The organism is Corynebacterium sp. NML 150383 (assembly GCF_002285085.1).
Classification (GTDB): domain Bacteria; phylum Actinomycetota; class Actinomycetes; order Mycobacteriales; family Mycobacteriaceae; genus Corynebacterium; species Corynebacterium gottingense.
Map to the genome: position 1 here is coordinate 95,323 of NZ_NSGK01000008.1, position 15,522 is coordinate 110,844.

Sequence of the window (15,522 nt, forward strand, 5' to 3'; positions counted from 1 at the left end):
CCGTGTTTGCGGTCCAAAAGGGCGACTGAGAGGAAAGCGCATGCGATCGTGAGGAGTCGCCACGTTGTGTTGGCAGATCCCGCAAATCCGAAAGTGAAGTGGGACTGCCGTTCCACGATACTCCCTGTACGTCTCTTGATCGCCGCTATTGAACAACGATTTTGACAACTTGCGGTGCGTCGAAGTTTTCGACGGTTGCTTCGCCTTCCAAGCGACGTTTGCCGGAAGACATGGCCGCCAAGCTCGGGCACCACGCGGTGATGCGCTCCTCACCGGGCTGAAGTTCCCAGTAGTACAGGGAATCCTCGTCGGTATAGTGCACCATTTCTTGGCGCAGCCCGACGATCGCGCACACCCCGGCGGACGCGCCGTCGGCGGTAACGACCTGGATCACGGACTTCTTGCCCTGAGGTGCGGCCGTTGGGGCAGCAGATGGCATGGTGCCGAGGACTGCCCCCACAATCAGCGCGACGGCTGTGACTGCGGCGACGGCGATTGCCCCGGCCGCTTGCGGATCGAGGGGAAGGCCCTTGAGGGCGCGCTGGAGCTGGGCGGGGAGTTGCATGAGGTCCTACCTTTCATCGGACTTTCGTGAGTGTGAGGATAGTTTACCCCCGCAGCACAAGCACCAGGTTCGAAACCGCGAACTCTCGGAGTACGGGCACGCGCGAAAGCCACCAGGCCCAATGTGGGTGGTAGCGCGGGAAGGCGGTGAGCAAGCGGCCGGTCGAAGTCGCCCACTCAAGCCCTTCGCGGGCCGAGACCGCAAACAGGGAGGTGCCCCACACGTTCTTGGGCGGTCTTCCGTGTGTGCGCTCGTAGCGTTGGCGTGCGAATTCGCCACCGATGTAGTGCTCCCACAGCCCCGTTTCGTGGCCGCCGAAGGGGCCCAGCCACACGGTGTAGGACAGTACGACCAGCCCGCCGGGTTTGACTACGCGCAGCATTTCCTCGCCCATGGCGCGCCAGTCCGGAATGTGTTCAGCCACATTGGAGGAGTACGCCAGGTCGAAGGACTCGTCGGCGAAGGGCAAGTGCGCCCCGTCGCCGCGCACCGCACCGTAACCCGAAAGGCCCGCGGCGGAAAGCTCAGAGACGTTCGGCTCCATGCCGATGTAGAATGTGTCCGCGAAGGCGTCGGCGAAATAGCCGGGGCCGCCGCCCACGTCCAACACAGCATGTCCGGTGAGGCCGGCTGGGGTGGGGCTGGTGGTGTCCTGCCACAGGGCGTCGAGAAGCGAGCGGGTGTCGCGCGCCAAGCCGGTGTAGAACACGGCGGGGCGGAACTGCTCGTAGGCAAACGAGCGCAGTAGGCGCAGCGAACGTGCCAGGGTGGCCAGGCGGCGGGTACGGTACATAGCAATGAAGATACTGCTCATGTGCTGGCGCGACTCCACCCACCCGCAGGGTGGCGGCAGCGAACGCTACCTGGAACGCGTTGGCGAGTACCTCGCGGCGCAGGGCCACGAGGTCATTTTTCGCACCTCCAGCCACACCGACGCGCCGAGGCGCAGCACGCGCGGCGGCATCCGCTTCGAGCGTGCCGGCGGTAAGTACGGCGTGTACGTGCTCGCGCCGCTGTCCATTTGGCGCAACCGGCCGGACGTGATTGTGGATACGCAAAACGGGATTCCGTTTTTCGCGCGCATGTTCACGCGCCACCCGGTCGTGCTGCTCACGCACCACTGCCACAAGGATCAGTGGCCGGTGGCGGGCCCCGTCATCGGGCGGCTGGGTTGGTTTTTGGAGTCCAAGGTGGCGCCGCGGGTGTACCGGGGTGCGCGGTACGTGACGGTGAGTGAGGCGTCGAAAAGCGATTTGGTGGCGCTCGGCGTGCGTGAGCGTGACATCGCGATTGTGGAAAACGGCGTGGATCCGATCCCGGGCGAGCTGCCCATGGTGCCCGACGACGGCAAAGTGCACGTGGTCACCTTGTCGCGGCTGGTGCCGCATAAGCGCATCGAGCACGCCATTGACGCGATCGCTGGGCGCGACGACGTGGTGCTGGACATCCTTGGTTCCGGCTGGTGGGAGGATAAACTGCGCGAGTACGCGGCGGGGCGGGCGGAGATCCGCTTCCACGGCCACGTCAACGACGCGTACAAGCATGCGCTTCTCTCTCGCGCGGCGCTGCACCTCATGCCGAGCGCGAAGGAAGGGTGGGGTATCGCAGTCATCGAGGCCGCGCAGCACGCCCTGCCCACGGTCGGCTACCGCGGCGCCGGCGGCGTCAATGACTCCATCATCGATGGGGAAACCGGCGTGCTCGTGGACACGAAGGCGCAGTTCAGCCAGGCGGTGGAGCGCCTGCTTGCCGACGCCAACCTGCGCCACCGGCTCGGCGCCGCCGCCAAAGCGCGCGCGGGCGAGTACTCCTGGGAGGCGACCGGGGCGAAGTTCGCCGCGGTGCTGGATGACGTGGTTGGTGACGTGGCGGGGCGCTAGCGCAGCTCGGTCGACCAGTTCAGCTGCTGGATCTTCGTATCCAGTTGGCGGTACTCCTTGGAGGCGGCGTCCGCCATCTTGCGCAGTGCGGCCGCATCCACGGTGGGCACGTAGCGCACCTCGGAACGCGAGTAGCGGTCGATCCGCGCCGTCGCCGAGTCCGCGACCGCGGAGTAGAAGCGGCCCGCGCGGACCAGCGCGTCGCGGCGCGCGATTGCGTCGGTCAGCGTGGCGTCGCCCTCGAAAGGCGTGACCGAGTTGGTGTGGTTGATGCGGCGCACCAACACCTCAATCTGTTCCAGCACGTGCGCTGCCTCTTCCAGCAGCTCGTCCGGGTCCTCGGCGGGCTCGTCGCCCTCCTGCACGCGCGCCTGCTCAACCAGGCGGGAGCGCAGCTCGTCTAGGCGGTGCTGCGCCTCGGCGCGTTGTGCGAGTGCCTCTGCAAGCAACATGGTGGCCCCTTTCCTTTTTACGTATGCGTCCCCGTATCCCAACCCTCACGGGTCCCGGGTGTGGCGGGAGTGCGTCTTCCAACACTGCGGTAATACTCAGTTATCTGTGCGTTCCCTGGTGGGGAGTGCTCGTGTGCTCGATGCAGGCCGCGTCACAATGCAAGGGGTGGCCGTGCGGCAAAGGGCCTGATCAGAGTCTCCAGCCTTACCCGGGCTGGCGCGGGTGAGTGTTCGCTAAGACGCACGCCGCGGCCCGGGGTTCCCGCTACCGACAGCATGTAGCAGGACAGTATAGCAAAAACCGCAGCCCCCGGCCCGCGTTGTGCGGGGAGGGGGCTGCGGTTGTGCTGTGCTTGCGGCTCGCGTACGCGACGCCTGTGTCTGCGACGTTTACGCAGCAGTGGCGGGCCACAAGTTGCCGGAGCGCAGGCGCGCGCTCATCTCAGCCTCGACCAGGACCGGGATGAAGTGGTCTAAGGTCGCGCTGTCGCGGTGCGCCTTGAGAATGGAATCGAAGGCCAAGCCGATCTCTTCGGCGTCGAAGCGGTCGGACCACTCGGCGATAAGGTCTTCGCGGATGTTGCGCAGTGCGCGCTCGCGGATAATAGAAAAGTCGATGTTGTTGATGTCCTTCATGAGGGTCTCCTTTGCTGTGTCTTGGGGTAGTTCCCCCGGACTACCGGGTACGTAACCTTTTGTTCATCTGCGGTTAACTTTAGTGGCACGGGTTGAATCATGCAAGGATTTCAATGATTGGGTCTGCTCATTTATTGGAGTGGGCCAACTAAAAACGGAATATACGCTGGTAAGCGGGTTTTTCTACGAATTTTCCGTGATCCATATATGCGTGAATAAAAATACGCGTGAACACTGTTACGCTTGTGACATGACAAACCTGGAACGAGACCGCAGGGTAAACGGTGTGCCCTTGGCCGTCATTCTTGTCGCCGCGGTACTGGTGGTGCCGATGGTCGGTGGATTCCGCTCCGATCCGTTCAGCTGGATCCTTCTGGGATGCTTTGCCGCCTACGCCTTCTTTTACTCGCGCATCACGCTGCGCGTCCGCGTTGACGACCGTGGAGGTAACTCCGCCCTGCAGCTGCGCCTTGCAGGCCGAGAAACCGCGATCCCGCTGGATCGGATCACCGGCGTCGAAGAGGCAGGCCCGCAACCGAGCGTGTGGTCTTGGATGTTCTCCCCACCGCACTTAAGCGGCCCACGGAAGGTCGACGGCGCTGAGTGTTACTCCGTCGGTGGCCCGACAGTACGCATCAACACCGCAGACGGCGACTACGCCGTTTCCGTGCCCGACCCCGAGACCTTCGCCGCCGAGCTGCGCGAGCGCCTCCCCACAGCTACCGCGTAGGCCAGCGCCGCCAAGTAACCCGCAAAAAGCGCAATTCCCACCGGCGGCAGCCCGCGCGGGGGCGCGCCCGTGTCCACCGCGCGGCCGTCCGGGTACACCACCAACCCCACCTCGAGCTCGCGCAACCGCGCCACATCGACCGGCTCCTGCTTCACAGCCTCGTGCGCCGCGACCCACCGTGGCGATGGGGGATCGACCAGGGTGGCGTCGACAAGCAAAGCCCCGGACTCCACGACATTCATACACTTCGGCGCCGCATCGACGGTCGGCTCGCCGCGCACGAGCGTCAGCGGCGCACGCTCAGCGAAATACACATCGCGGCCCGCGGCCTCCACCGCCGGGCACTCGACAGCGGCGGGGCGCAGCTTTGCGACGCTCACCGCACCGTCCGGCACCTGCAACATCGCACACGCCAACGCGGCCGCGGCGCGACGCGGGGTCAGCGCCCCCGCCGCCGCGACGAACGCCGGAATAGCCAGGATGAGCCACTTCTGCGCGTCGCGGAGCAAACCGCCACCGGGTACGTGCGTGACCACGGGGTCGGTCAGGCCCGCCCAGGACGCGAGCGCGACCGCGAAACCCGCCGCCGCCAACGCTAACCAGCGGCGCGGGACGGCCCGCCACCCAAGCGCAAGCAAGATGAACAGCGGGATACCGAACAGGGCAAAGCCGACCTCGCGCGAAGCCGGGACTGCCGCCCCGTTCCAAATGCCGCCTAGCCCCAGAAGCGCTCCAAGTGTGCCCACGTACTGCTCCGCGCGCGGCGCGAACGCGGCAGCGCTAGCTGCAGTCGCGGTCCCGCCACCAGCGGCGAGCGCACCCGCGAGCACCCACGGGGCGCACGACAGCGCGGCGACGACCAACCCCGCCCGGCTGCGCACGAAGCAGGCGGCGGAAATCGCCCCGGTGGGGGTGAGCGAGGCGACCCACTGCGCCAGCGGGCTAGCCCGCCCACCCAGCGCGACCAGGGGAATGAGCCACGCGGCGACGGCCAGCGACCACTGGCCCTGCAGCAGTCGCTCGATGACCAGGGGGTTCCACACCGCCACGGTCATCGCCGCCGCCTTGCCCAGCGGGCGGGTGCCCAGGCGGTGGCCGGCAACGGCCGCGGCGGCGGATGCGCCGATGACGAGCACGCGCACGAGCAGGACCGGGAACGGGACGAGGCCCAGCAGCGCGTCCTGTGGCACGTTGCGGGCGGGCAGGTCGCCGAAGCCGAGCGAGGCGCGAGTGAGCGCCATGCCGGGCAGCACCATCATGTCGCGCAGCGCGAACGCGTCGCCCGGCAGGAAAAACGGCCAGGTCAGGCCCAGCACCAGCAGGGTGCCGTAGGCGGGCAGCAGGTACTTAGCGGCGGTGCGCAAGGAGCACCAACGCCCACACGATTGCAATTGCGGCGACGAACCGGGTCAGCAGCGCCATGATCTGCAGCGCGCGCAGCCACGTCGTTTCGTTGCGGGCGCGGTCCACTGCCGCGGACTTGGAGGCGTCATTGAGCGCCCAGACGCCGGAGGGGAGGGACCAGGTTTCGTCGATAAGCGTGCCCGTGCGCCGCTCCGCATTGACCGTGCGCTGGGTGCCGTCGGGCAGCGTGGCGCGGTACTGGTAGGTATCCAGGCCGCCGACGGAGCCTGGGCCGAGATAGTCCAGCGGGACCGTGGCCTGCGCACCGGGGTCAAAGTAGGGGTACGAGCGGCGCTCCGGGCGGTACGGCAGGTAGGTGCCGAGGCCCTGGCGGTCCTTCTCCGGGAAGGCGGTGGTGGGGTTGATCTGGAAGGAATCAGTAAACGCCTTCGGGCCCGTCTGCTCGGTGGAGAGCGTGTAGATGTCCTTGTCCTTGCCCGTCGTGGGGTCCGTGGCCGTGGACTTCTCGAGAGTGGTCGTGCGCGTGAAGTGCTCACCGTCGGGGCCGTCGAAGGTCATCGCGTACGTCCCGGTGGGCATGGTGCGCTGGTGGGCGATGACGATTGGCGATGCAACGTTGAACGCCAGCGCGCCGACGGCGATGCCCACCGCCCACGCAAGCTTGCGCTTCTTTACAATGTCCACATCGAAAAGCTCACCGAAAACCACACTCGAAACTCTAACCTACTGCCGGAACTCGAGGGCCTGCGCGCCGTCGCCGCCCTCGGGATCCTGACCACGCACGTCGCGTTTCAAACCGCGAACGACTCGCCCCTGCTCGCACGCTTCGACTACTTCGTCGCCGTCTTCTACGCGCTCTCCGCGTTTGTGCTCGCACGCCGTGGGCTCCGGCCCGGGTACTTCGCCCGCCGCTTCGCACGCATCGCGCCCGCGTACGTGGTGTGCGTGGTGGTGGTCCTGCTCGCGCTGCCCGCCTTAAGCGAGGTGGGCGTGGGCCAGGCGGTGGCGAACCTGCTCATGCTGCAGATTTATGTGCCCGACGGGCTGATCGCGGGGCTGACCCAGATGTGGTCGCTGTGCGTGGAGGTGGCGTTTTACCTGATCCTGCCGCTGTACGTGGCGCGCGGCGGGCGGGCGCGCAGGCGGGTGCTCGCCGTGGCGGTGGTGGCGGGGCTGGCCTGGCCGTGGCTCATCCAGCCGGTCTCCAACCCGGAGGTGGTCAACCTGCAGATCTGGCCGCCGTCGTACGCGCCCTGGTTCGCGGTGGGGCTCGTCTGCGCGGAGCTCGAGCGCGTCGGCGTGCGCTATCGCGGCCCGCGCTGGCCGTTCCCGCTGCTGGCCATGCCGGTGGCGTGGTTCGCCGGGGTCGTCGGGCCGGAGGGGCTGACCCACCCCACACCGGCCGAGTTCAACGTGCGCGTCCTGCTCGGCGCGCTCTTCGCCGCCCTGTTCGTCGCGCCCTACGCGCTCGGGCCGAGGGAGGGCGGGACGCTGCTGTCTACGCGGCCCGCGATGTTGGCCGGGCGCTGGTCATACTCCGTGTTCCTGTGGCACATGGCGGTGCTAGACCTGGTGTTTCCGGTGCTCGGGGTGCCCGTCTTCGGCGGACACTTCTGGCTGGTCCTGGCCGTGACAGCGGCCGCGAGCCTGGCCGTGGGCTACGTCTCCTACGAGCTCGTGGAGGTCCCAGGCGCGCGGGTGGTGCGCGCGGCGCTGGCTACTCGTCGCGGTCCGGCCACGCCAGGCACGCCACCGCGAAGCACCCCACAACCGGCAGGAGCGTAGCGCCCGCATAGCTTGCCGACGGCCACGGGGCCCTCGCCAGCACCAGCCCGGCGACCGCCAGCGCGCCACCGGACAGCCACGCGGACGGCAGTACGGTGAAGCGCCGGATGGCCCACGCGGAGACCGCGGCGACGAGCCCCGCGACCGGGCCGGCGGCGACGACGGCGACGGTGGCGAGCAGCGGCGCGGCGCGGTCGACGCGGGGCAGCTCCGGCGGATCGGCCATGCCGTCGTCGCCCCGCCTGCGCACCACTGCCACCAGGCACGCCAGCGCGACGAGGGCGCTGAACGCGCCGCCGAGCAGGAGGGAGTACCGGTAGGTCGCCTCGCCGGCGAAGTACATGCGGAACTCGCCGGAGGCTCCGGCGGGGACGGTGAAGGCCTGGGTCGCGGCGTCGATAAGCGTGGGCTCGAGCGCGTGACCGCCGACGGTGGCGCGCAGGCCAGCATTGAACGCGCGGGTGGTGATGATGGTGCGCGCGTGGTCGGCGGGGGCGAGCGTGTCGGGGAGCGGGGACCAATTGGGTGTCGGCGCCTCGCCGCGGGTGAGCGCGACGGCGTCGCGGCGGGTGAACAGGTCGTGGGGGCCCGCGGGCAGGTGGACGGGGCCGGCGGGGTAGCGGGTGCCGTCGATGGTGGCGGGCGCGTCGAGGTGCCACGTGGCGTCGACGGCGGTGGTGAAGCGGCGCTGGATCATCTGCGTCTCGGGGAAGTGGCGCTGGAAGAAGTAGGTGTCGGCAGTGCCGGGGGCCTCCACGGTGCGGGACACGCCCGCGTCTACCTCCGCGATGCCGGCGCGCTCGGTGAGCCCGATGCGCGTGGTGCCAGGCGCGCGGATCGTGCGCGGCTCGCCCGCGACGAGGGTGACGCGGCGCTGCGCCCCGCCCGTGAGCTCCACGGTGGTGGTGCGCGTTGCGGTGAGCGTGAGCGACTCCGCCACCGGCGGCACCTCGATCCACGGGTGGCGGTCGCCCGGCGCGGGCCACCACGCGGTCTCCGGGGCGCCGTCGAAGGCGCTGGTCAGCGACGCCCCGGCGACCGCCCCGCCGAACGCGTTCGCGTCCGCGGCGGAGGAGGAGGCGCGCACCTGCCCGCCGTCCTCGGCGACACCGACGCGCGTGCCGGCCGACGGGTAGTCGGGCAGCCGGTTGCCCAAGTTGCCGCCCTCGCCCTGCGCCAGTGGCGCGGACTGCGCGCCGCGGAGCGTACCGTAGTTGTGCTCGGCCAGCGCCGGGGTGTCCGTGACCACGTTCGCATGCCTATCGACGAGCCGCGCCGGGAAGTACCCCCACCGCGCCCACAGCAGCGGGAGGACCTCGCCGCCGCCGTCGACGGTGACCGGTTCCGCGTCTGTGATCATGGCGTCGCGCTGGGGCTCGAGGAGGTAGATGTCGACGCCCGTGTCGTCTCCCTCGTCCCGGAAGCTCACGGTGGGCTCGCCGAGGTTGCGCGCCGCGTAGGCGGGGTCTACCGGCGGGGCGGTGGTGGCGGGCGGGCCGGTCGCCAGGTCGTGGCGCACCACCACCGCGCCAACGCCGATGGCGCGCAGCGCCTCCGGGTCCACCGCACGCACCTGGCCGTCGAGGCCGCGGATGGCTTCCGGGTCGGCGAGGGGGACGGCGTCGCGGAACGCGAAGCGGGTGCTGGTCAGCGCCTGGATCGGCTCGTCGCGGGTCCAGCCCCAGGTCTGGCGGGCGAACGAGGCCGACGGCACGACCAGCGTGCGGGTGCCCGCGGCGTGCTCCTCCAGCCACTCGCCGGCGGCGACCCACGCGGGCGAAATCTCCGTCCACGTGCCGTCGGGGAGCAGGCGCAGCGACCACGCCGGCGCCACCGCGACCGCGGCGGTGAGGACCACGCCGACGGCGCGGGGGCGGTTGATCCGGGCGAGGAGGTGGCCCACGCCGATGGCCAGGGGGAGGCGGACGAGTGGGTCGAATTTGTGCAGGTTGCGGAAGGGGGCGAGGGGGCCGTCGAGAAGCGGGACCCAGAAATGTGCGGAGCAGAAGAGGGCGAACCCGACGGCGAGCATGACCACCCACGTGCTGCGCCACGGGACGTCGCGGCGCGCGAGGCCGGCGAGGCCGAAGCCGGCGACGAGCGCGGTGGCCAGCACGAAGGCGGGCTCGCCGACGACGAGGAAGCCGGCGGTGCGCTCGGCGTCCACGAACGGCGCCCAGCTGGTGGCGCCGCGCAGGACCTCCACGGGGTTGAGCCAGGCGGTGGTGACGGAGGCGGACTCGATGAACTCCGTAAACGGCGGCGAGTAGCGGCCGAGCACCAGCAGCGGCCCGATCCACCACGTGGACACCGCCGCCGCGCCGAGAGCGAACCAGGTGGCGCGGGCGTACTCGCGGCGGCACAACAGCCAGATGAGCGCGGGCACGCAGGCGGCGATGGTGGCCGTGGCGTTGACCGCGCCCATCGCCGCGACCGCGAGCACCGCGCCGGCGACGCGCGGGCGGGCCCGGGCGAGCGGGATAAGCGTCCACGGCACGAGCGCCACCGGCCACGCCTCCGAGGAGATCGCGGTGAGCGTGGTGAGGATGCGCGGCGACAGCGCGTAGAGCAGCGCCGCCGTGACCTGCGGGACGCGGCCGCGCACCCCGGTGCGGCGCGCCAGGATCAGCGCGCCCGAGTACGCCAGGCACACAAGCAGGGTCCACCAGGCGCGCTGCGCCACCCACTCCGGCACCCCGGCGAAGTGCGTGAGCAGGAAGAACGGGCCCTGCGGGAAGAGGTAGCCGTAGGCCTGGTTCTGCACCTGGCCCAGGGGGAACTCGTCGGTATAGGCGTGCGTGGCGCGGGCGAGGAAGCGCGCCGGGTTGACGGAGAGGTCCAGCTTGGTGTCGGCGGCGACCCGGCCGGGCGGCTGCAGCAGGACGGTGAGCGCCAGCAGCACCCAGCCGCCAATGTGTGCGCGCAACGGCTACTCCCGGGAGCCGTACTCCGGCCCGCCCAGCACGGCATCGTCCGCAGCCACGGCCCCGCCCTGGGGCACGGTGCTCTGCCCGGAGACGGAGGCGACGCCCAGCACGCCGACCACCCCGAGCACGGCACCGACGACCGCGGAGGCGATCACCGGGTTGGCGGCACGGCGCGGCAACGATGCAGGCAGGCGCAGAACTTGGTGGGACATGCGCATGAGCCTACCAGCACGACTACACTAGTACCGTTTCTTCCAACTCGAAGGGGGCGCGCGTGTCCAAGATGCCGCAGCGGAACCGGGCGGTCGCCGTGTGCGTCGGCGGCGTGCTCGCCGTGGCGCTGCTCGTCGCCGCCCTCACCGCGCGCCCCGAGCTGGGCGGCGAGCCCTCCGACACGGCCCAGCAGGAACCCACGCAGACTGCACAGTCAGAGCAGTCAGAACAGCCAGAGGAGCCCGACGCGGTCGTTCCTCCCGCCCCGCAGCCGGCCCCGAGCGCGCCGCAAAGCCCGGCGCAGCAGCGCGTCCCCGCGGATTTGCGCGCGCGGGTGGCGTCGCTGATGGTGGTCGGCGTGACCAACGAGGCGCAGGTCCGCGCCGCGCTCGACCAGGGCGTCGGTGGCCTGATCATCCCGAGCTGGGCCGACCCCGCGCTGCTTACCGCGCAGGGCCACAACATCGAGGCACTGCGCGCGCAGTACCACCACCCGTTCTCCGTGGCCATCGACTTTGAGGGCGGCCGCGTCCAGCGCCACACCGACGTGATGGGCAGCTTCATGGCCCCGCGCGAGCTGGCCGCCCGCCCGCCCGAGGTCATTCGGGGCACCGGCTACGACATCGGCCGTTCCCTGCGCGGGCGCGGCGTCAACGTGGATTACGCCCCGCTCCTGGACCTTGACGTTTCCGGCCTGGACATCGTCGGCGACCGCGCGTTCAGCGGCCACCCGGACGAGGTCGTGCGCGTTGGCACGCTGTTTGCGCAGGGGCTTATCGACGCCAACGTTACCCCCACCTTCAAACACTTCCCCGGCCACGGCCGCGCCTCCGGCGACACGCACCACCAGCTCGCCGTGACGCCGCCGCTGGACCAGGTGCGCGAGCTGGACATGCGCCCGTTCGGCCCGCTTTTGCAGCGCTTCCCGCGCTCCAGCGTGATGATGGGCCACATGATCGTCCCCGGCATGGGCCCGGAGGGCGTGCCCAGCTCCCTGAACCCGGAGGCGTACCGCATCCTGCGCGACGGCGACTACCCGGGCGGCGTCCCGTTCGAGGGCGTCGTGGTCACCGACGACCTCTCCGGTATGCGCGGCATCCTGGACTACGCGCCGACGCCGGAGGCGGTCAAGCGCGCGATCGCGGCGGGCGCGGACCAAGCGCTGTGGTCCTCGGGCGCGGACGTGCCGCAGGTGATCGACGGGGTCGTCGCCGCAGTGCAGTCGGGCGAGCTGCCCGAGGCGCGCGTGAACGAAGCCGCGGCGCGCGCCCAGCAGCAGCTGATCAACACCGGCCTGTAAGTCCGCGGCCAGCCCAGCATGCGAATTCGTTGCTACATCTACTACCCCATCTACTACCCTGTGACAGGTGACTACTTCCCACAGGCAAACTTCGTCGCACCGCCGCGCCGGGTCGTCCGGAAAGGCGGGCAAGATCGCGCTCGGCGCCGTCCTGGGCCTGCTCGCCGTTGTCCTGGCCGTATACCTGGCGGACCTGGCGCTCAACCGCGGCAACGTCCCCCGCGGCACCACGGTCGGCGGCGTGGCCATCGGCGGCATGTCGCCGGACGAGGCGCGCGAGCGCCTGCAGGGGGAGCTTGGCGACGTCACCGAGCAACCCGTCGAGGTCACGGCGGCAGACAAGCGCGCCCAGCTCGTGCCGGCGGCGGCGGGGCTGGGGATCGACTGGCAGGCGACTGTCGACGCGGCGGGGATCCAGTCCGCGAACCCGATCCCGCGGCTGACGGGCCTGTTTACGCAGCACGAGGTGGACGTGCAGGGGAGCGTCGATAAGCACAAGCTCGACCCAGAACTGGCACGGGTGAAGGACGAGCTGTACGTGGCGCCGGTAGACGGCGCGATCCACGTCGACGGCGGCAAGGCGAATGTGACCGACCCGAAGCTAGGGCAGGAGGTGAACCCGGCCGACCTGGAGACTGCGGTGACGGACGGCTGGCTCGACCCGGAGGGCGTGGACGTGGAGCCGCAACCCGTGGAGCCCGCGATCAATGATGCGGCGATCACGCAGGCGATGGATGGCCCGATCAAGGCCGCGCTGGGCGGACCGCTGACCGTCAACGGCCGCGACGGCGTGACGGCGACCATCCCGCAGGAACGGATGGGCGAGGTCGTGCAGTTCAACAACGTGGAGGGGCGCATCCAGCCCGACGTGCACCGCGACGTGGCGGGCGCGATCCTTGGTGAGGCGCTCGACGGGACGCAGACCGAGATGCGCAACGCGCGCGTGCTCGAGGGCGGCGGGGTCGAGCCCTCGCAAGACGGCACCGAGGTGGACTGGGACGTGACCTTCGACGGATTCGAGGACCGCCTCCTCGGCCACGGCGAGCGCACCTGGGACGCCGCGTACCGCCCGGTCGAGGCCGACTTCACCACCGAAGACGCGCAGAACGCTACCTTTAACGAGGAGGTCGGGTCCTTCACCACAGGTGGTTTCTCGGGCCCCTCCGGCACCAATATTGCGCTGGTGGCGCAGACCGTCAACGGTGCGATTGTGAACCCGGGCGAGACCTTCTCGCTCAACGGCTACACCGGGCCGCGCGGCACGGCCCAGGGCTACGTGGAGTCCGGCATTATCCTCAACGGCCACTCCGACATGGCCGTGGGCGGCGGCATCTCCCAGTTCGCGACGACGCTCTACAACGCCGCGTACTTCGCGGGCATGACTGACATCGCGCACACGCCGCACTCCTACTACATCTCCCGCTACCCGGTGGGCCGCGAGGCCACCGTCTACGAGGGCGCGATCGACCTGCAGTTCCGCAACGACTCGAACCACCCCGTGCGCATCCAGACCGGCGTGAGCGGCGGCGAGCTCACCGTGAGCCTCATGGGTGTGAAGACGGTGCGCGTCGAGTCCGCCAACGGTGGGCGCTGGGCGCAGACCCAGCCGAACACGATGAACCTTTCGGGCGCGACGTGCAGCCCCTCCGGCGGCTCGCCCGGGTTCACCACCTCGGACACCCGGAGTATTTACGACCTCTCCGGCAACCTCATCGACCAGGAGACCCAGACCACGGTCTACGACCCCGAGCCGATTGTGAAGTGCGGCTAGGTCCCGTTTAGGCCCACGGGATGGGCGGCGGGGTGTGCTCCCCGCGCTCGCGGGTGAGCCCCCACAGCGTGAGCTCGGTGAAGACGGGGTCGCGCTCCATCAACGCGTGCCGCGGGGCGTAGCCGTCATAAGCGTCGGCGACGTTGATGTTCACCACGTCCGCCCCGTCGACGGCGGCCAGCATGGACGTCGCATTGGGTGTGACCAGCACGTCCGCGGGCGAGTACAGCGACGTGTACACGATACCCGGCACCGTATCGGGCACGTTGAGGCGCGTTTGCACCCACGGCGAGTCCGCGAGCTGCTGGATCACGCCTGGCGACGCCAACGCCGACGCCGCCCGCGGGTGCCGCGTAATGAAGGGGGCGAAGCGGGGAGCGCGGCCGCGCACGTCGGTGCCGTGGAAGTTCGCTCCCATGGCGACCACGCGCCGCACCTTCGGCGCGCCCCCGTTGGCGATGAACAGCTTGGTCATGAGCCCACCCTGCGAGTGTGCCACGATGTCTAACTTCGCAGCCCCGGTCTGCTCCAGGACGTGGTCCACGTTCGCGTGCACGTCCTCGATGATGCTGTCCAGGTTGCCCATGCCGTAGAAGCCGGGGGCGAGCATGTCGCCGTAGTCGGCGCCCCACACCCAGAAGCCCTCGTCGCGCAGGCGCTCCGCGTTGGGGCGGAACGCCCGGGCGCGGCTGGTTACGCCGTGGATGTACATGACTGGGGTGGTGTACGAGGGCGAGAAGTCCGGGTCGTTGAAGGGCAGCGGTGGTCGGTTGCGCGCGGCGTTGGCCGCGCCGAGTGCGGCCGAGCCGGCGACGATCATGGTGGCGAGCTTCATGCGTATCCAGCATATGTGGTTGCGCGCTTCCTTGACCGGGAGTTTTCGCTCCGATACGCTGGTCGACGGATCAAGAAGTCCGACGCGCTCTTTCTAGTGACTGCTGTTGCAGTGTGATTTGAGCAAGGCCTCCCGGCCCGTCGGCTGGCAACCGCGCAGATCGCGCACGGTGCCCCCGGGAGAAGATCTGTCGGCGTTTGCAACACCGCGCGCCGAAAGTGCGACCTTCCAAGGAGAGCCCTCATGGCTTTGACGTCCTGGCTTCCCGCCACTTTGGACAACATCAACCAGACCGTACTGACCTTTTCCGCTGGTGGTGAGCTGCACGTCCGCGTGTTTGGCACCCAGCTCGCGGCCTTCGATGTGGTTCAGCGGGTGGGTACGAACTTTGAGTACTCGCCGGAGCGCAACCGTCTGCGCGCGGCCGCTGCGGAGGGAGGCGTCCCCGGCGAGGAGGTCCCGCTGCCGCCCGCCCGCGATTACGCAGCGGTGGATCACACCCGCTGCGGGCTCGTTGCCGATGGCCACCGCCCGCACTGGATCCCGGTCACCCGCGCCGCGAGCTCCCGCGACGGCAAGGCCGGCGGGTGGACACGGGTGGAGATCCTGCAGGTCGAGGGCACGCGCGTGACGTTTGCTACCGACGACGGCGTGGTCCAAGGCTGGTTCCACAACCCCGACGTGCTGGCCACCGGGTGGCGCTACCACCCGAAGTGGCGGGTGTTGGAGGCCGCATCGGGCGAGGTCGCCGTGCTCGCCGCCCAGCCGATCGGGGCGTGCTGGGCGTAGGCGGACGGAGCTCTGGCGGTTGGGCGCCTCCTTCTGAGTCCCTACATGACGAGGACAGGATGACGAGGGTGCGACAAAAATTCCGCGTCTTCGTCACCCTGCCCTCGTCAAACAGGCCAAACCCCCAACCCCGCCCCGAGCCAGACAGGGTTAAGCGACAAAATGTGTGCTTTTTGAGCTATAGATTCCCGGTCTTACCTCCGGCTACGGCGGGAAAGTGCTCGTCGAATCGGGATTCCTGGCTTGCAACATGAAGGTCCACCACTCCAGCCAT

The 15,522-nt window shown here is 69.4% G+C and carries 15 protein-coding genes and 1 riboswitch; of the genes, 6 read left to right on the forward strand and 9 right to left on the reverse strand.

The window, feature by feature from the left end:
- Positions 1-145 precede the first annotated feature (145 nt).
- Both CKJ85_RS09020 and CKJ85_RS09025 read right to left on the reverse strand, forming a co-directional pair.
- Complete coding sequence (locus tag CKJ85_RS09020; RefSeq protein WP_095554102.1) at positions 146-565, reverse strand: hypothetical protein; 420 nt, start codon at positions 563-565, stop codon at positions 146-148.
- Positions 566-608: 43 nt separating this feature from the next.
- On the reverse strand, positions 609-1,358 hold the full coding sequence (locus CKJ85_RS09025) for a class I SAM-dependent methyltransferase (RefSeq protein WP_095554103.1): 750 nt from the start codon (positions 1,356-1,358) through the stop codon (positions 609-611).
- Positions 1,359-1,362: 4 nt separating this feature from the next.
- On the opposite strand from CKJ85_RS09025, the gene CKJ85_RS09030 reads away from it, so the two are divergent.
- On the forward strand, positions 1,363-2,445 hold the full coding sequence (locus CKJ85_RS09030; RefSeq protein WP_095554104.1) for a glycosyltransferase family 4 protein: 1,083 nt from the start codon (positions 1,363-1,365) through the stop codon (positions 2,443-2,445).
- Here the strand turns inward: CKJ85_RS09030 and CKJ85_RS09035 are convergent.
- Both CKJ85_RS09035 and CKJ85_RS09040 read right to left on the reverse strand, forming a co-directional pair.
- Positions 2,442-2,897 carry a DIP1984 family protein gene (locus CKJ85_RS09035; protein ID WP_095554105.1) on the reverse strand — a complete coding sequence of 152 codons (456 nt, stop codon included), beginning with the start codon at positions 2,895-2,897 and terminating at the stop codon, positions 2,442-2,444. The two genes, CKJ85_RS09030 and CKJ85_RS09035, sit on opposite strands and share 4 nt — an antisense overlap.
- A gap of 390 nt (positions 2,898-3,287) precedes the next feature.
- Positions 3,288-3,533 (reverse strand): three-helix bundle dimerization domain-containing protein, encoded by a 246-nt coding sequence (locus CKJ85_RS09040; protein ID WP_095275703.1) that lies wholly within the window; start codon positions 3,531-3,533, stop codon positions 3,288-3,290.
- Between the two features lie 250 nt (positions 3,534-3,783).
- Between CKJ85_RS09040 and CKJ85_RS09045 the strand changes: the two genes are divergently transcribed.
- Complete coding sequence (locus tag CKJ85_RS09045) at positions 3,784-4,263, forward strand: hypothetical protein (RefSeq protein ID WP_143340191.1); 480 nt, start codon at positions 3,784-3,786, stop codon at positions 4,261-4,263.
- Here the strand turns inward: CKJ85_RS09045 and CKJ85_RS09050 are convergent.
- Both CKJ85_RS09050 and CKJ85_RS09055 read right to left on the reverse strand, forming a co-directional pair.
- Positions 4,188-5,627 carry a hypothetical protein gene (locus CKJ85_RS09050; protein ID WP_198947158.1) on the reverse strand — a complete coding sequence of 480 codons (1,440 nt, stop codon included), beginning with the start codon at positions 5,625-5,627 and terminating at the stop codon, positions 4,188-4,190. The two genes, CKJ85_RS09045 and CKJ85_RS09050, sit on opposite strands and share 76 nt — an antisense overlap.
- Positions 5,611-6,276 (reverse strand): porin PorA family protein, encoded by a 666-nt coding sequence (locus CKJ85_RS09055; RefSeq protein ID WP_095554107.1) that lies wholly within the window; start codon positions 6,274-6,276, stop codon positions 5,611-5,613. The genes CKJ85_RS09050 and CKJ85_RS09055 overlap by 17 nt, the downstream gene beginning before the upstream one ends.
- Here CKJ85_RS09055 and CKJ85_RS09060 point away from each other — a divergent pair.
- Positions 6,217-7,413 carry an acyltransferase gene (locus CKJ85_RS09060; protein ID WP_233127022.1) on the forward strand — a complete coding sequence of 399 codons (1,197 nt, stop codon included), beginning with the start codon at positions 6,217-6,219 and terminating at the stop codon, positions 7,411-7,413. The genes CKJ85_RS09055 and CKJ85_RS09060 overlap by 60 nt on opposite strands.
- Here the strand turns inward: CKJ85_RS09060 and CKJ85_RS09065 are convergent.
- Positions 7,346-10,339, reverse strand: coding sequence for an alpha-(1->3)-arabinofuranosyltransferase family protein (locus tag CKJ85_RS09065; protein ID WP_095554108.1), 2,994 nt, complete (start codon positions 10,337-10,339; stop codon positions 7,346-7,348). The two genes, CKJ85_RS09060 and CKJ85_RS09065, sit on opposite strands and share 68 nt — an antisense overlap.
- Before the next feature lie 3 nt (positions 10,340-10,342).
- On the reverse strand, positions 10,343-10,552 hold the full coding sequence (locus CKJ85_RS09070) for a DUF2613 family protein (protein WP_095275761.1): 210 nt from the start codon (positions 10,550-10,552) through the stop codon (positions 10,343-10,345).
- A gap of 71 nt (positions 10,553-10,623) precedes the next feature.
- On the opposite strand from CKJ85_RS09070, the gene CKJ85_RS09075 reads away from it, so the two are divergent.
- Positions 10,624-11,853 carry a glycoside hydrolase family 3 N-terminal domain-containing protein gene (locus tag CKJ85_RS09075; RefSeq protein ID WP_095554115.1) on the forward strand — a complete coding sequence of 410 codons (1,230 nt, stop codon included), beginning with the start codon at positions 10,624-10,626 and terminating at the stop codon, positions 11,851-11,853.
- A 67-nt stretch (positions 11,854-11,920) separates the two neighbouring features.
- Positions 11,921-13,624 (forward strand): VanW family protein, encoded by a 1,704-nt coding sequence (locus CKJ85_RS09080; RefSeq protein ID WP_369825036.1) that lies wholly within the window; start codon positions 11,921-11,923, stop codon positions 13,622-13,624.
- A 7-nt stretch (positions 13,625-13,631) separates the two neighbouring features.
- Here the strand turns inward: CKJ85_RS09080 and CKJ85_RS09085 are convergent, their stop codons facing one another.
- Positions 13,632-14,459 carry a serine aminopeptidase domain-containing protein gene (locus CKJ85_RS09085; RefSeq protein WP_233127023.1) on the reverse strand — a complete coding sequence of 276 codons (828 nt, stop codon included), beginning with the start codon at positions 14,457-14,459 and terminating at the stop codon, positions 13,632-13,634.
- 115 nt (positions 14,460-14,574) lie between these two features.
- A riboswitch (SAM riboswitch) is annotated at positions 14,575-14,686 on the forward strand.
- Positions 14,687-14,702: 16 nt separating this feature from the next.
- Here CKJ85_RS09085 and CKJ85_RS09090 point away from each other — a divergent pair.
- Positions 14,703-15,248 carry a hypothetical protein gene (locus CKJ85_RS09090; RefSeq protein WP_095554109.1) on the forward strand — a complete coding sequence of 182 codons (546 nt, stop codon included), beginning with the start codon at positions 14,703-14,705 and terminating at the stop codon, positions 15,246-15,248.
- The last annotated feature ends 274 nt before the right edge of the window (positions 15,249-15,522 follow it).

Excerpts from the sequence above, each read along its gene's own strand:
- CKJ85_RS09030 (WP_095554104.1), top strand. The coding sequence starts at position 1,363 with ATGAAGATACTGCTCATGTGCTGGCGCGACTCCACCCACCCGCAGGGT.
- CKJ85_RS09035 (WP_095554105.1), bottom strand. The coding sequence starts at position 2,897 with ATGTTGCTTGCAGAGGCACTCGCACAACGCGCCGAGGCGCAGCACCGC.
- CKJ85_RS09070 (WP_095275761.1), bottom strand. The coding sequence starts at position 10,552 with ATGTCCCACCAAGTTCTGCGCCTGCCTGCATCGTTGCCGCGCCGTGCC.
- CKJ85_RS09040 (WP_095275703.1), bottom strand. The coding sequence starts at position 3,533 with ATGAAGGACATCAACAACATCGACTTTTCTATTATCCGCGAGCGCGCA.
- CKJ85_RS09085 (WP_233127023.1), bottom strand. The coding sequence starts at position 14,459 with ATGAAGCTCGCCACCATGATCGTCGCCGGCTCGGCCGCACTCGGCGCG.
- CKJ85_RS09090 (WP_095554109.1), top strand. The coding sequence starts at position 14,703 with ATGGCTTTGACGTCCTGGCTTCCCGCCACTTTGGACAACATCAACCAG.
- CKJ85_RS09045 (WP_143340191.1), top strand. The coding sequence starts at position 3,784 with ATGACAAACCTGGAACGAGACCGCAGGGTAAACGGTGTGCCCTTGGCC.
- CKJ85_RS09075 (WP_095554115.1), top strand. The coding sequence starts at position 10,624 with ATGCCGCAGCGGAACCGGGCGGTCGCCGTGTGCGTCGGCGGCGTGCTC.
- CKJ85_RS09025 (WP_095554103.1), bottom strand. The coding sequence starts at position 1,358 with ATGTACCGTACCCGCCGCCTGGCCACCCTGGCACGTTCGCTGCGCCTA.
- CKJ85_RS09020 (WP_095554102.1), bottom strand. The coding sequence starts at position 565 with ATGCAACTCCCCGCCCAGCTCCAGCGCGCCCTCAAGGGCCTTCCCCTC.